Origin of the sequence: Luteibacter yeojuensis (assembly GCF_011742875.1) — a bacterium.
Taxonomy (GTDB): Bacteria; Pseudomonadota; Gammaproteobacteria; order Xanthomonadales; family Rhodanobacteraceae; genus Luteibacter; species Luteibacter yeojuensis.
In genome coordinates this window covers 20208-34881 of record NZ_JAAQTL010000004.1, presented here as the reverse complement: position 1 = coordinate 34881, position 14674 = coordinate 20208, and the positions used below count along the sequence as shown (strand labels likewise).

Genomic DNA, 14674 nt, shown 5'->3' with positions numbered 1-14674 from the left:
GATGGCCTCGCGGCATGCGCGTCGGGAAAGGAGGGGCAATGGTAAACTGACCCACCGCCCGTGCCCAAATCAGGCCCCTCATGACCTCCACCCGTCCTAGCGGGCGTGCCAACGACCAGTTGCGCGCCGTCAGCATCGAACGCCATTACACCCGCCACGCGGAAGGTTCCGTGCTGGTTTCCTTTGGCGACACCAAGGTGCTGTGCACCGCGTCGATCGAGGAGCGCGTGCCGCCGTGGCTGCGCGGCAAGGGCGAGGGCTGGGTCACCGCCGAGTACGGCATGCTGCCCCGTGCCACCACCGACCGCACGCAGCGCGAAGCCGCACGCGGCGGCCAGGGCGGCCGCACGATGGAGATCCAGCGCCTCATCGGCCGCTCCCTGCGCGCCTGCGTGGACCGTGCCGCCCTCGGCGAACGCGTGATCACCCTGGATTGCGACGTGATCCAGGCCGATGGCGGCACGCGCACCGCGGCCATCACGGGTGCCTACGTGGCCCTCGTGGACGCGGTGGCGACCCTGACGAAACGCAACGCGATCAAGCGCAATCCCATCCTTGGCGCGATCGCCGCCGTGTCGGTGGGCGTCTATAACGGCGTCCCGGTGCTCGACCTCGATTACGCCGAGGACTCGAACTGCGACACCGACATGAACGTCGTGATGAACGACGGCGGCGGCTTCATCGAGGTGCAGGGCACGGCCGAGGGCCATGCCTTCCGCCGCGACGAAATGGACGCCCTGCTCGACCTCGCCACCAAGGGCATCGCGGAGCTGGTCGCGGCGCAGCGCGCCGCGCTGGAAGACGCGCCATGAGCGGGGTCCGCGCCGCGACCGCCACCGACCTCGACGCCATCGTCGCCGTCCATCGCGCCGCCTTCTGTCGCGACGCGGAGGCCGACCTGGTCAGGCGGCTCGTCGAGGCCGGCCGCGACGCGATCTCGCTGGTGGCGGTCGACGACGAGGACGCCGTCGTCGGTCACGTGCTGTTCTCGCCGCTCACGGTGGAGGAAGGCGACGACGGCAAGGCCCTCGGCCTCGCGCCGGTCGCCGTGCTGCCGACACACCAGCGCCAGGGCGTCGGGCGTGCGTTGATCGAGGAAGGTATCGGCGCGTGTTTCGTGCGCGACGCGCGGGCCGTCTTCGTGCTCGGCTCCCCCGCCTACTACGCGGGCTTCGGCTTCACCAAGGCTTCCGCGCACGGCCTGCACGATGCCTTCGAGGGCGGTAACGCGTTCCAGGTGCTGGCGCTCACGGTGGACGGCCTGGCCGGCTATCGCGGTCGTGTGGATTACGCCCCCGAATTTTCCGAAGGACTCTGACCGATGCGCATCGTGCTGGCCTCCGGCAATGCCGGCAAACGGGCCGAACTCGAACACCTGCTGGCCGACACCGGCCTGGCGCTCGTCCCGCAGACTGCGCTCGGGGTGGACGATGCGGACGAGACCGGCCTCACCTTCGTCGAGAACGCGCTCATCAAGGCGCGCCATGCCGCGCGCGCCACGGGCCTGCCGTCGCTCGCCGACGACTCGGGCATCTGCGTCGACGCGCTTGACGGGGCGCCCGGCCTTTACGCCGCGCGTTACGCGGGCAAGCACGGCGACAACGCCGCCAACCGGGCAAAGCTGCTGCACGAACTGGACGGCGTCCCGGCGGACAAGCGCAGGGCCCACTTCATCGCCGTGCTCGTCCTGCTGCGCCACGCCGAGGACCCGGCGCCGTTGATCGCGGAAGGGCGCTGGCACGGCCGCATCCTCGAAGCGGAACGCGGTACGGGAGGCTTCGGCTACGACCCGCTGTTCCTGCCCGACGGCTACGACATGTCGGCCGCGGAACTCGACCCCGCGTTGAAGAATCGCCTGAGCCACCGCGGCCGCGCGCTGGCGTTGCTCAAGGACCGCCTCGTCGACCTCGCATGAGCCTGTTGCCGCCGCCGCTGTCGCTTTACGTGCACATGCCCTGGTGCGTGCGCAAATGCCCCTATTGCGACTTCAACTCGCACGGCGTGCGCGGCACGCCCGAATACGCGGCGTATGTCGATACCTTGCTCGCCGACCTCGACGCGGACCTGCGCGACTTCGGCGCGGCAGTCCACGGGCGCACGGTGGAAACGGTGTTCTTCGGCGGCGGCACGCCCAGCCTCTTCTCGCCCGAACTCGTCGGCCGCTTCCTCGACGGCGCGCGCGAGCGCCTGCCATTCGCGCCGGGCGCCGAAGTCACGCTGGAAACCAATCCCGGCACGGTGGAGCACGGTCGCTTCGACGGGTATCTCGCCGCCGGCGTCAACCGCATTTCCTTCGGCGTACAGAGTTTCGACGACGACAAGCTGCGTCGCCTCGGCCGCATCCACTCCGCGAACGATGCGGCCCATGCCGTGCGCGAGGCGCAGGACGCCGGCATCGACAACATCAACATCGACCTGATGTATGCCCTGCCCGAACAGAGCCTGGCGGGCGCGCTCGACGACGTGGCGCGCGCCGTCGCCCTCGCGCCGGCCCATGTCTCGCATTACCAGCTCACGCTGGAACCGAACACCGCGTTTGCCGCGAACCCGCCGCCGCTGCCGGACGACGATGCGGCCTGGGCCATCCAGGAAGCCTGCGAGGCACGGCTGGCCGAGGCGGGTTACGGACAGTACGAGGTATCCGCCTATGCGCGTCCGGGACGCCGCTGCGCGCACAACCTCAATTACTGGCGTTTCGGCGACTACCTCGGCGTGGGGGCGGGCGCGCACGGCAAGATCAGCGACGCCAGCGGCGTGCGACGCCGCTGGAAGACCCGTCTGCCCGCGGCCTACCTGGCGATCGCCGGACAGCCGGCCCGGATCGGCGGCGACAGCCTCGTGGCCGCCGCCGACCTGCCCTTCGAATACATGCTCAATGCGCTGCGCCTGATCGACGGGGTACCGGCGACCGATTTCGCCGAACGGACGGGATTGCCGCGGGAGGCCATCGCCTCGTCGATCGAGGCCTGCGTGGCTCGCGGCTGGCTGGAGGCCAGTCCCGGCATACTGAAAGCGACCGCTTTGGGGCAGCGCTTCCTGAACGACGTGATCGAGGCGTTCATGCCCTGACCCGCCCTGGAGGCCGCTTGCGGGAGATCCCATGTCCTCCCGCAAGCGGCCGGCTCCGACCGGGAGCCTCTTCGGCGCTCCAACGGGTTCTATTCCAATCGCCCTAAGCCATAAGCGAGCCACCCATATGCTGGCGTGGCCGGCGTATGGCCGCCTAAACTCGGATCGCAGGGTCGAGGAGGACCTCATCGCATGAGTGCAGGCACGCAGCCGCCGTACGGCCGGACGGGACCGCATCCCGTCGCCCTGTCGCCGCGTGCCGAACGCGAGGCGCAGCAGGGCCTGTCGCTGTGCCTGACCTGGCTGGACATGCCGCTGCGCGACGCGCTGCGCGATTTCGATCGGCGGCTGTTCGCCGCTGCGGAAGCGAGCCGCAACCACCTGGAGCAGCAGGCCTGCTTCGAAAGCCGGGGTATCGTCGAACGCGACGGGCCAGGCTTCCGCAATCGCTTCGCCGCGCACCTCTCCAGGCGTTTCCGCCAGCTGGGCGAGACGACCGGCGGCAAGTCGGCGCCGGGAACCGAGCACCTCACCCTCAGCCTCGTGGACCCCGAGGAACAGGAACAGGCCGACGCGCTGGCGAGCATGGCGGCGCGCTGCGAGGCGCGCAGCGCGAGCAGCCTGTTCGAACTCGGGTACCGGCTGGCGGTGCTCGCCGGTACGGCGCCCCTCGAAGGCGAGGCATTGCCCGCGGGCCCCCGCGCCCTCACGGCCGCGCTGGAAGAAGCGGTGGCTCCGATGCCGCTGTCGGTGGCGCATCGCCTGCTGCTTTTCCAGGCCGTCGACGCGCACGTGCTCGGCCATGGCGAGGCGTTCTATGGCGCGCTGAACGAGCACTACCGCACGCGCGGCATCCTTCCGGGATTCCGCGTCTATCCGAACGTACGCGTCGCCGCCACGCCCGCCGCCGAAAGACGCGCGAAGACCGCGGAAACAACCGCGACCGAAACGGTGGGCGGAAGCACCGCTGCCGCGACGACCACCGTCGAGGGGCACATCGGCGTGCTGGAAGGCCTGCGCGCCCTGCTCGCCAGCCGTGTGCAAACCGGGCGCGGCGCCGGTTTCGCGCCCGGCCGGCTGGCCTCCGACGACGAACTGCAGACCGCGCTGCTGGCCCTGCAAGGACATGTCACCGAGGTGGCCGACGCCGCCCAGCGCGAAATCCGCAGCGCGCACGCGCTGCGCGAGGAACTCATCCACCAGCTCAACCTCGGCCGCCCGGCCGGTTCCCCGCCCGCCGAGCTCACCCTCGAGCAGGACGACACGGTGGAACTCACCGCGATGCTGTTCCAGAGCCTCGGCCAGCAACTCGCCGCGGCCAGCCCCGGTCGCGCGGTGCTCGGCGGCCTGCAATGGCCCATGCTGCGTGCGGCGGTGAACGACCGCGGCTTCTTCGACCAGGCGGAACACCCCGCGCGCCAGCTGCTGGACACCGTTGGCGAAGCCGCGCAGCACTGGCTCGATCCGGCCGAAGGCGAACCGGACGCGGCCCTCGTCGACCGCCTCGAACGGCTGGTCGTCGAAGCCAGCCACGCACAGGTGATCGACCCGGCATGGCGCGCGGACATCGAACAGCAGATCGCCCTGCTCTCGCGCAAGGCGCACGTGGCCGAACGCCGGCAGATCGAAGCGATGGAAGGCCGCGACCGCCTGGAACGCGCGCGCCAGCGCGCCACCGAAATCATGAACGAGCACATGGTGCGCGGCGCCGCGCCGCGTGGCGTGCTGCGCATCCTGCTCGAGCGCACGTGGGCCGACGTGCTCGCCCTGCACATCCTTCGCGGCGGCGAGAACGGCGAGGCCTTCCTGCACTGCCTCGGCGTGACCGACCAGTTGCTTGGCCGGCGCCCGATCGTCGATCCGCAGAAGCTCCGCCAGGACGTGGAACGCGGCCTGGAACATCTCGGCATGCATGCCGCCGAAGCGGCACAGGTGGCGGCGGGTGTGTTCGAACCGCCCGGCAGGCAGGGGGACGAAGCCCTCACCCCGACCGACGTCGCCATGCGCCTGAAGCAGCGGCCACGGCTCGGCGAGGGCACCGCCCATGTCGAGGCGGTAACGCCGGTGCGGCCGACGCCGCTCGACGCCGCGGCGCAGGCCATCTACGACGGCTTCGCCAGCCTGCGCTTCGGCACCTGGTTCGAATTCGCCCAGGCGGACGGCTCGATCGCCCTGCGCAAGCTGGCCTGGTTCTCTCCGGGCACCGGTCGCTGCCTGTTCGTGAACCAGCGCGGGGGACGCACCGAAGACATCGACCTCACCCGCCTCGCGCGGCTCATCGCCAGCGGCGAAGTGCGCGAATGGAAGGAGCAGCGGCTGTCGATCGTGGACCGCGCCTGGCGTGCCGTGGCGCGCAACCTGCGGCGTGAAAACGGCTTCGAGCGCATGGCGGGCCACGCATGAGCAGCGAGTTCAACCAGCGCCGCGCCACCCGCAAGCGCGCGACCGCACCTATTCCGGTCGTCGACGCGATGACCGAGCGCGTATGCGGCCAGCTCGGCAATCTATCGACGAGCGGCGTGATGCTGCTGGTCTCCAGCAAACCGACGCACGGCGGGGTGTACCAGGTAGCCTTCACGTTGCCAGACGCCCAGCACCGCGAACACCGCATCGAGATCGGCATACAGGAGCAATGGCACGAGCCGGCGGCATCGGCGGGACAGTTCTGGTCCGGCTATCGCATCATTTCCGGCCTCGACGACGCCGTCCGTGCCATCGACGAATGGATCGGCCCACCTGCGGACTGAACGGAAGCCATAGACCATGCTTTACGACGCCCCCGGCGGAAGCCCACCATCCCTCGTCATGAGCGATGCCACCACCATCCTGGTCGATACGGACCTCGAACGCGACGACGCCGCGGCGGCCGCGACGGGCCTGTACCTGCGACTGGTGGGCGACGGCACCATCGCCGCGCGACCGGACGGCGACGAGGAAGCGCGCTTCCGCGTGCTCGACGAACGCTTCGTCGCGGAAACCGGCATACGCGCCATCGGCCTTCACGCCAGCGGCCACCGCTGGTGCGGCGACGGCCACGGCGGTGCCCACCTCGTGGACGGCGGTCGCGAGAACGGCATCTTCTGCCGCTACGACGGCGGTTTCACCATCCGCTGCCCCGAATGCCACGCCGCCCTCTCGCTCGGCGACGAGGGCAGCGACGCGCTGGAAGAGGCCCTCATCGTGTGGTGCGACGCGCCGGATTCGGCCTACGTGGCCTGCCCCGCCTGCGCCACCTGGACGCCCCTGCACCTGTGGCGCTCGCCGGCGCACGATTTCGCGGTCGGGCATTTCGCCATCACCCTCTACGGCGCGCACCTGAAGGGCCTGCTTGGCGGCGACGAGTACGCAGCCACCCTCCTGCGCCACCGGCTTGGCGACATTGCCGGCGATTACACCGTGGTCTTCGCCACCGCCTGATCCCCCACGTCCGGACTTGGCTACGGCAGGCGGGAGGCGCACCATTGGCGTTTGCCCCACGTCCCCGGAGATTCACCATGAACGACGCGCTGGCCGCGCTCTACCCCCAGCACATCGCCACCCTGCGCGAGCGCACCGATACCGCGCTGGCCCGCGCCGGTTTCGACCACCTGGTGGTCCCGGCCGGCCGGCCGATCACGAAATTCCTGGACGACCAGGATTACCCGTTCATCGCGAACCCGCATTTCAAGCATTGGCTGCCGCTGACCGACGCACCGGGAAGCTGGCTGGTTTACACCCCGGGCGAGAAGCCGAAGCTGGTTTTCCTGCAACCGCGCGACTACTGGCACGTGGTGCCGGAAGCGCCTTCGGGCTACTGGGTGGACCAGTTCGACATCGTGGTGGTGCGCAAGCCCGCCGACGCCATCGCCGAGCTGCCGGCGGCGCTCTCGCGCTGCGCCATCGTCGGGGACCAGTACTGCAACCTGCAGGAAGTCTGCGCGAACAATCCCCCGGCGGTGATCGATCACCTGCACTACCACCGCGCCTACAAGACGCCGTACGAGCTCGAACTGATGCGCGAGGCCAGCCGTCTCGGCACGCGCGGCCACCGGGCCGCGGAGCGCGCCTTCCGCCAGGGCGAGAGCGAGCTTGGCATCCACCTCGCCTACCTCACCGCGGTGGGCCAGATCGACGCCGAACTGCCGTATGCCAGCATCGTCGGCCTCAACGAGCACGGCGCGGTATTGCACTACACGCACTTCGACCGTCGCGCGCCCACGGAAAGCCGTTCGTTCCTGATCGATGCCGGCGCCAGCGCATCGGGTTACGCCAGCGACATCACGCGCACCTATGCCGGGAGCCAGGCTTCCGAATTCCAGTCGCTCATCGACTCGATGGACGCCGCCGAACGCTCCTTCGCGGCGAAGGTCCGCGCGGGGCAGAACTACCCCGAACTGCACGTGCATGCCCACCATGTGCTCGCCGGCGTATTGCGCGACCACGGCTTCATCCGCATGAGCCCGGAAAGCGCCGTGGAATCCGGCGTCTCGTCGGCGTTCTTCCCGCACGGCCTCGGGCATGGCATCGGCCTGCAGGTACACGACGTGGGAGGTTTCCAGGCTGCGGAAACGGGCGGGACGATCGCCAAGCCCGAGGGCCATCCGTACCTGCGCCTCACGCGCGACCTGGAACCGGGCATGGTGGTGACCATCGAGCCGGGCATCTATTTCATCGACATGCTGCTGGCCGAGCTGAAGAGCAAGCCGTTCTCGGCGGACATCGACTGGGCGAAGGTGGATGCGTTCCGCAAGTACGGCGGGATCCGCATCGAGGACGACGTGGTGTGCACCACGGGCGAGCCGGAGAACCTGACGCGCGACGCGTTCGCGTTGCTTTAACCCACAGGTAGGAGCGCGCTCCTACCGCTCCAGCGCTTCCGGCGATTTCGGCACCATCGCCGTCATCACCTCGGGCGCCCCCCGGGTCACCGCCACATCGTCCTCGATGCGGATGCCGATGCCGCGCCAGCGTTCGTCCACGCGCCTGTCGTTGGGCGGCACATAGATGCCGGGCTCGACGGTGACGACCATGCCTTCCTCCAGGATGCGCGGCTCGCCGTCGATGCGGTAATCGCCGACGTCGTGCACGTCCAGGCCAAGCCAGTGGCCCGTCTTGCTGGGGAAGTAGGTCTTGTAGCTTCCTTCCGCGACGACGCGATCGGCGCCGCCGCGCAGGATGCCGACGGCACAGAGTCCCTCGGCGATGATCCGCACGGCGGCATCGTGGGCTTCACCGAAGGAACGGCCCGGTCGCACGGCGTCGATGGCCGCCAGCTGCGCCTCGTGGACGATGTCGTAGAGCGCCCGCTGCTCCTTCGTGAAACGACCGCCCACCGGGAAGGTGCGGGTGATGTCGGAGGCGTAGCAGTCCACTTCCGCGCCGGCGTCGACGAGCAGCAGGTCGCCATCCTTCAGCGTGGCGCGGTTGGCCTGGTAGTGCATGATGCAGGCGTTGCTGCCGCCGGCCACCGTGGGCGGGAAGGCGGGCACGGCACCCTGCCCGCGAATGCTGCGGAGGATCTCGCCTTCCACTTCGTACTCGGCCACACCGGGGCGGGCGATGGTCATGGCGGCGAGGTGGGCCACACCGGCCACCTCGGCCGAGCGGCGCATGAGCGCCAGCTCGTCGCGCGACTTGAACAGGCGCAGGTCGTGCAGGAGGTGGCCCAGCGCCACGAGGTCCTTCGGCACCACGCCGCCGCCCCGCGCGGTGCGCAGGCGGCGCATCCAGGCCAGCAGGCGCGCGTCGAAATCGGGTTCCTGGCCGAAATGGCAGTAGACCCGCGACCGGCCCTCGATCATGCCGGGCAGGATGTCGTCGATATCGTCGATCGGGAAGGCATCGTCGAGCCGCAATTCGCGCGCGGCCCGGTCGGTGCCCATGCGCTCGCCGTCCCAGCGCTCGCGATCGGCGTCGCGTTCGCGGCAGAACAGCACGCTTTCGCCGTGCGCGCGGCCAGGCAGCAGGGCCAGCACGGCATCGGGCTCGCCGAAACCGGTGAGGTAATGGAAGTCGGAGTCCTGCCGGTACGGCCAGGGCGCGTCCGCATTGCGCATGCGCTCGGGTGCGGAGGCGAGGATCAGCACGGCGTCCTCGCCCGCCATGCGCATCAGTTCCCGGCGGCGCCGGGCGTACTCCGCCGCGGCGATCAATGCAGGGTGTCGTTCGCCGGTGCGTTCCTGCTGCCGGCCTCGGCGTGCAGCAGCAGCGCGCCCACGCGGACGAACTCCTCGATCTCCGTGAGCGACTCTTCGTCGCCTTCGACGTCCTCGTCGAGCTCGAATTCGGAAGCGGCGATCGTCGCCATGTCCTTCAGCACTTCGCGGGCATCCTCACTGAGGGACTTGGCCGTCTCCCCGGTACCGCCCAGGCCGAATCCACCCAGGAAGCCTCGCGTCCACTCGGCCAGGCCTTCCGCCCGCTCGGCCAGCGGGGCGTCGTCCTCGGGCAGCCAGGGACCGAAGGTGAGGTCGGTGTCGGCCAGCCACGCCTCGGTCTGGTGGCGCAGGCGCACCAGCATGGCCTGCTCTTCCGCGTTGGGCGCGGCATCGGGCTCGAGTTGCAGGGCATCCAGCAGCGATCCGGACGGGAAGCGGCCGCCAGCGCTGATGTAACCCACGAGCGAGCCATGGAATTCGCTGACCGTGGTGGCCAGCTTGCAGCGCTCGATGAGTTCGGCGATGTCTTCGGGATCGACGGTCTGGTTGGCCGACATGGCGGTGCTCCTCGGGCTTGGACCCAAAGTCTAATGCAGAGGGCCTACCTCGCGGGCTGCTTACAAGGCCGGGCCTCCTGTTATAGTCCGCGCATGACGAACCCGGATGCCTTCAAGACCGAACTGGAAGCCTTGAGCGCCACGCTCGACCGGCTCGTCGACACCGTACGCCGGCTTTCCGAGGAAAACCGCAGCCTGCGGCACAGCCAGGAACAGCTGGCGAACGAACGCGCGGGACTCATGGCACGCAACGAACAGGCGCGCAGCCGTGTGGAAGCGATGATCCAGCGCCTGAAGGCGCTCGAGAACACGGGCTGAACCTTCACATGAATGCAACCGCCAGTGAACCGGTATCCCTGCGCCTGCTCGACCGCGAGTTCCACATCGCCTGCGCCCCCGAGGAACGCCCCGGCCTGATCGCCGCGGCCCAGTTCCTCGACGGCAAGATGCGCGAGCTGAAATCGAACGCCAAGGTGCCCGGTTTCGACCGTATCGCCGTGCTGGCGGCCGTGAGCATCGCTCACGAACTGCTCACGCTGCGCAAGGAGCACGACTCCCAGGAACAGGTCCTGACCGACGGGCTGGCCGCCCTGCGCAGAAAGCTTGATGGTCTGCTCGACGCATCGGTAAAATAACCACCGGGCGTTCCCTGCGGTGTTCGCCAGCGCACTTTACATTTGCCTTGTTCCTACATACGACCCCGGGTCGGCTTTTCGCGACTGTTGTGCATGTCCGCCTCGTACGGAAAGCCTCGAAGTTGCGTAGCTCTCCCACCTGATCCTTTGGATCAAGGTCGTTTGGTGCGCAGCGGCATCGCGGAGAACGCCTCTTCATTCCAGCCGACCGGCCCTTCCGGGGCCGGTCAGCGTCGTACCCGCGGCACCGGGTGCGGCGGCTCGACGGCGACCTTGCCTGTGCCGTTCAGCTGAACGACCATGTCAAAGCTTCCCGAGAGACGTGAATTGCGAGCCGACCTCGTGCAGCGCCGCCGCCAGCTGAAGCCGGCGGAGCGCGTCGCGGCAGCCCAGGGGCTGCGCCATTCGCTCGAGCAATTGCCTGAATTCCTTACCGACACGCACGTGGCGGGCTATTGGGCCACGGGTGGCGAACTGCCGCTCAACCTGGCCATTGCCCCCATGGCGGAACGCGGCCAGACCTTCTACCTTCCCGTCGTCACGAAGTCGGGCGGCAAGCGCCGGCTCACCTTCGCGCCGTGGACCACGGGCCAGGACGTCGAGACCAACGAGATGGGCATTCCCGAGCCGAAGGCGGCGGAGCGCATCGTCGAGGCCACCGAACTCGACCTCGTGCTCGTTCCCCTGCTCGGTTTCGACCGCCGCGGCACCCGCCTCGGCTTCGGCGGCGGCTACTACGACCGCAGCTTCGAATTCCTGCGCGGGCAGAAGCGACCCGCGAAGCCCCTCCTGGTGGGCGTGGCCTACGACTTCCAGGAACTGGACTCGATCGAGACGGCCGAGTGGGACATCTCGCTCGATTACGTCGCGACCGACAAGGAGCTGATCGATTGCACGGACGGCAGCGCGTGAAGTACTGGCTCATGAAGTCCGAGCCGGACACGTTTTCCATCGACGACCTGAAGCGCAAGGGCATCGAGGCCTGGGACGGCGTACGCAACTACCAGGCGCGCAACTTCATGCGCGACGGCATGAAGGTCGGCGACAAGGTGTTCTTCTATCATTCGAACACCGACGTGCCGGGCATCGTGGGCATCGCCACGGTGGCTTCGCCGGCCTATCCGGACGAAAGCCAGTTCAATCCGAAGTCCAAGTATTACGACGAGAAGAGCACGCGCGAGCAACCGCGCTGGGTACTCGTGGACGTGAAGTTCGAGCGCAAGCTCGCGCGCAACATCACGCTCGACGAACTGAAAGGTCACGACGAACTCGCCGACATGCCGCTGGTCCGCAAGGGCAACCGTCTTTCCGTGATGCCGGTGGCCAAGGGCGACTGGGATTTCATCCTCACGCTGGAAAAACCATGAGCCAGGACAACGAAAAGCGCCTCGCCGCCGAAACCGCCGCCTTCCGTTACGTGGGCGACGGCGCGTTCAAGGACGGCATCATCGGCGTGGGCACGGGCTCCACGGTAAATTTCTTCATCGACGAGCTCTCCCAGTACCGCGACCGCATCAAGGCGGCCGTGTCCAGCTCCGAGGCCTCGACCCAGCGCCTGCGCAAGCTCGGCATCGACGTGATCGACCTCAACGCCGCCGGCCGCCTCGACCTCTATGTGGACGGCGCCGACGAGTGCGATCCGCACAAGCGCCTCATCAAGGGTGGCGGCGCCGCCCTCACGCGCGAGAAGATCGTCGCGGCCGCGTCCGACCGCTTCGTCTGCATCGTCGATGCCAGCAAGCTGGTGGACGTGCTGGGCAAGTTTCCGCTGCCGATCGAAGTCATCCCCATGGCACGCAGCCACGTGGCGCGCGAAATCGTCGCCCGCGGCGGCCAGCCGGTGTGGCGCGACGGTGTGGTCACCGACAACGGCAACTGGATCATCGACGTCCACGGCTGGCGCATCACCCATCCGGTGGAACTGGAAGCCGACCTCAACCAGATCGTCGGTGTCGTCACCGTGGGCCTGTTCGCGAAGCGCCCGGCCGACGTGGTCATCGTGGGCAATCGCGAGATCTGAGATCCACAGAGGCGACGGTAGCGCTGTTGTGGGAGCCGCTTCGGCGGCGATCCCGCGGCAGCGGGCAAGCTCGCCGCGAGCACCCATCGCCGCTGAAGCGGCTCCCCCAGTCGGGTAACCTCGCTACATGACGCTCGAAACGATCCTCCTCATCGTCCTCCTCCTGCTCGCCATGGCCTGCCTGGGGCTGCTTGCCGCCCTGCTTGCCAGGGGCCGCCAGGACGACGGCGGTGCCGCTCGCCTCGACACCCTGCGCGACGACACGCGCCGGCTGGAAGCCCTTATCCGGGAGGAGCAGCGCGCCGGGCGCGGCGAACTCGGGGAGCGTCTCGGCCAGTTCGCCGAGCGCACCGACAACGGCCTGCAATCCCTGCGCCAAGGGCTGGCCGACGACTCGCGCAAGAACCGCGAGGAATCCGCGCTCACGCTCAAGCGCTTCGGCGAACTCATCGACCAGCGCTTCGCCGCCCTCACGGGCGAGAACGAAAAGCGCCTGGCGGAGGTGCGTGCCACGCTGGAAACCCGTCTCGGCGCCATCCAGCAGGATAACGCGGCGAAGCTCGAACAGATGCGCGCCACCGTGGACGAGAAGCTCCAGGCCACGCTGGAAACCCGCCTCGGCCAGTCGTTCCAGCTGGTCTCCGAACGCCTGGAGGCCGTGCAGCGCGGTCTCGGCGAAATGCAGGCGCTCGCCGCCGGCGTGGGCGACCTGAAGCGGGTGCTCACCAACGTGAAGACCCGCGGCACCTTCGGCGAAGTGCAGCTGGGCGCCCTGCTCGAACAGATCCTCATCGCCGAGCAGTACGCGGGCAACGTGGCGACGGTGCCCGGCTCCGCCGAACGCGTGGAATACGCCATCCGCCTGCCGGGCGCGGACGACGGCAATCCGGTCTGGTTGCCCATCGACGCCAAATATCCGGTGGAGGACTACCAGCGCCTGCTCGACGCACAGGACATCGCGGATGCGGAAGGCGCGCAGGCGGCCGGCAAGGCACTGGAGCTGCGCGTGCGCGAGGAAGCGAAGCGCATCCGCGCCAAATACATCGCCCCGCCGCACACCACGGACTTCGCCATCCTGTTCCTGCCCACCGAAGGCCTCTATGCGGAAGTGATCCGCCGGCCGGGCCTGTCCGACCAGCTGCAACGCGAGTGCCGGGTCACCGTGGCCGGCCCGACCACGCTCACGGCCCTCCTCAACAGCCTGCAGATGGGCTTCCGCACCCTGGCGATCGAAAAGCGCTCCTCCGAGGTCTGGCACGTGCTGGCCGCCGTGAAGAACGAGTTCGGCAAGTTCGCCACGGTGCTGGAGAAGACCCGCAAGCAGCTGGACACCGTGCGCAACAGCATCGACACGGCCGGCGTCCGCACCCGGGCCATCGAGCGCAAGCTCCGCGGCGTGGAATCGCTGGGGTCGGACGAGTCGCAGGCCCTGCTGGATCTCGTGCCGGGACTGGACGACACCGATACCGGCGACGCCGAAACCCCGGACTGACCGGGGCTCCTGTGGGAGCCGGCTGTGCCGGCGATCCCGCGGCAGCGGGCAATCTCCCGGCGAGCACCCATCGCCACTGAAGCGGCTCCCACACAACGCTGCAATCCCCGAAAGGCAACAGCGGTACAATGGCTGTTTGCATCCCCGAAGGAACCATCCCCGATGAGCGACGACGCCAAGTCCCGTCCGGTCAGCCGCGAACAGGCCGAGGAGGCCGTGCGCACGCTGCTTCTGTGGGCGGGCGACGATCCGAAGCGCGAAGGCCTGCTCGACACCCCCAAGCGCGTGGTGAAGGCCTACTCGGACTGGTTCAGGGGCTATGACGAAGACCCGGCCGAGTACCTGCGGCGCACCTTCCAGGAAGTGGAGGGCTACGACGAGATGATCGTGCTGCGCGACATCGAGTTCGAAAGCCACTGCGAACACCACATGGCACCGATCATCGGCCGTGCCCATGTGGGCTACGTGCCCACCGATCGCGTGGTCGGCATCAGCAAGCTGGCCCGCGTGGTGGACGGCTTCGCCCGCCGTTTCCAGGTACAGGAAAAGCTCACCGCGCAGATCGCCCACTGCATCGAGGACACGCTGCACCCGCGCGGCGTCGGCGTGGTGATCGAGGCCAGCCACGAATGCATGACCACGCGCGGCGTGCACAAGCGCGGCGTGTCGATGATCACCAGCCAGATGCTCGGCAGCTTCCGCGAGGACCCGCGCACTCGCGGCGAGTTCCTCCGCTTCGTCGGCGTCGACCGCCGTTAGTCGCC

17 protein-coding genes and 1 other RNA gene are annotated in these 14674 nt (G+C 68.7%); 16 read left to right on the top strand and 2 right to left on the bottom strand.

Going from position 1 to position 14674, the window contains the following annotated elements; translation table 11 throughout:
- Positions 1–80: 80 nt before the first annotated feature.
- The 8 genes from rph (at position 81) to pepQ (ending at position 7886) form a co-directional block, all read left to right on the top strand.
- Entirely contained in the window at positions 81–812 is a 732-nt protein-coding gene (gene rph / locus HBF32_RS18785; protein WP_166701342.1) for a ribonuclease PH, read from the top strand.
- Positions 809–1318, top strand: coding sequence for a GNAT family N-acetyltransferase (locus HBF32_RS18780; RefSeq protein ID WP_166701341.1), 510 nt, complete (start codon positions 809–811; stop codon positions 1316–1318). Before rph ends, HBF32_RS18780 begins: the two co-directional genes overlap by 4 nt.
- Before the next feature lie 3 nt (positions 1319–1321).
- A complete protein-coding gene (rdgB, locus tag HBF32_RS18775; RefSeq protein WP_166701340.1) occupies positions 1322–1915 on the top strand; it encodes an RdgB/HAM1 family non-canonical purine NTP pyrophosphatase in 594 nt (197 codons plus the stop codon).
- The gene (gene hemW, locus HBF32_RS18770; protein ID WP_166701339.1) at positions 1912–3069 is read left to right on the top strand and encodes a radical SAM family heme chaperone HemW; all 1158 of its coding nucleotides are present in this window, start codon (positions 1912–1914) and stop codon (positions 3067–3069) included. Before rdgB ends, hemW begins: the two co-directional genes overlap by 4 nt.
- A gap of 192 nt (positions 3070–3261) precedes the next feature.
- A complete protein-coding gene (locus tag HBF32_RS18765) occupies positions 3262–5472 on the top strand; it encodes a DUF1631 family protein (protein ID WP_166701338.1) in 2211 nt (736 codons plus the stop codon).
- Positions 5469–5816 (top strand): PilZ domain-containing protein, encoded by a 348-nt coding sequence (locus HBF32_RS18760; protein ID WP_166701337.1) that lies wholly within the window; start codon positions 5469–5471, stop codon positions 5814–5816. Before HBF32_RS18765 ends, HBF32_RS18760 begins: the two co-directional genes overlap by 4 nt.
- A gap of 16 nt (positions 5817–5832) precedes the next feature.
- A complete protein-coding gene (locus HBF32_RS18755) occupies positions 5833–6486 on the top strand; it encodes a hypothetical protein (RefSeq protein WP_166701336.1) in 654 nt (217 codons plus the stop codon).
- A 77-nt stretch (positions 6487–6563) separates the two neighbouring features.
- Complete coding sequence (pepQ, locus tag HBF32_RS18750; RefSeq protein WP_166701335.1) at positions 6564–7886, top strand: Xaa-Pro dipeptidase; 1323 nt, start codon at positions 6564–6566, stop codon at positions 7884–7886.
- Between the two features lie 21 nt (positions 7887–7907).
- Here the strand turns inward: pepQ and HBF32_RS18745 are convergent, their stop codons facing one another.
- Both HBF32_RS18745 and HBF32_RS18740 read right to left on the bottom strand, forming a co-directional pair.
- Positions 7908–9200 carry an aminopeptidase P N-terminal domain-containing protein gene (locus tag HBF32_RS18745; protein WP_166701334.1) on the bottom strand — a complete coding sequence of 431 codons (1293 nt, stop codon included), beginning with the start codon at positions 9198–9200 and terminating at the stop codon, positions 7908–7910.
- The gene (locus HBF32_RS18740; protein WP_166701333.1) at positions 9197–9763 is read right to left on the bottom strand and encodes a UPF0149 family protein; all 567 of its coding nucleotides are present in this window, start codon (positions 9761–9763) and stop codon (positions 9197–9199) included. Before HBF32_RS18740 ends, HBF32_RS18745 begins: the two co-directional genes overlap by 4 nt.
- 93 nt (positions 9764–9856) lie before the next feature.
- On the opposite strand from HBF32_RS18740, the gene HBF32_RS18735 reads away from it, so the two are divergent.
- From HBF32_RS18735 to folE, 8 genes are all read left to right on the top strand, one after another.
- Entirely contained in the window at positions 9857–10081 is a 225-nt protein-coding gene (locus HBF32_RS18735; protein ID WP_166701332.1) for a TIGR02449 family protein, read from the top strand.
- Positions 10082–10089: 8 nt separating this feature from the next.
- Positions 10090–10398 carry a cell division protein ZapA gene (locus HBF32_RS18730; protein ID WP_166701331.1) on the top strand — a complete coding sequence of 103 codons (309 nt, stop codon included), beginning with the start codon at positions 10090–10092 and terminating at the stop codon, positions 10396–10398.
- Between the two features lie 8 nt (positions 10399–10406).
- Positions 10407–10589: non-coding RNA, 6S RNA (gene ssrS / locus HBF32_RS18725), on the top strand.
- A gap of 109 nt (positions 10590–10698) precedes the next feature.
- Positions 10699–11310 carry a 5-formyltetrahydrofolate cyclo-ligase gene (locus tag HBF32_RS18720; RefSeq protein WP_166701330.1) on the top strand — a complete coding sequence of 204 codons (612 nt, stop codon included), beginning with the start codon at positions 10699–10701 and terminating at the stop codon, positions 11308–11310.
- Between the two features lie 11 nt (positions 11311–11321).
- Positions 11322–11765 carry an EVE domain-containing protein gene (locus tag HBF32_RS18715; RefSeq protein WP_193570567.1) on the top strand — a complete coding sequence of 148 codons (444 nt, stop codon included), beginning with the start codon at positions 11322–11324 and terminating at the stop codon, positions 11763–11765.
- The gene (gene rpiA / locus HBF32_RS18710; protein ID WP_166701328.1) at positions 11762–12418 is read left to right on the top strand and encodes a ribose-5-phosphate isomerase RpiA; all 657 of its coding nucleotides are present in this window, start codon (positions 11762–11764) and stop codon (positions 12416–12418) included. The genes HBF32_RS18715 and rpiA overlap by 4 nt, the downstream gene beginning before the upstream one ends.
- A 127-nt stretch (positions 12419–12545) precedes the next feature.
- Entirely contained in the window at positions 12546–13910 is a 1365-nt protein-coding gene (locus HBF32_RS18705) for a DNA recombination protein RmuC (protein WP_166701327.1), read from the top strand.
- 162 nt (positions 13911–14072) lie between these two features.
- Complete coding sequence (gene folE, locus HBF32_RS18700; protein WP_166701326.1) at positions 14073–14669, top strand: GTP cyclohydrolase I FolE; 597 nt, start codon at positions 14073–14075, stop codon at positions 14667–14669.
- Positions 14670–14674 lie beyond the last annotated feature (5 nt).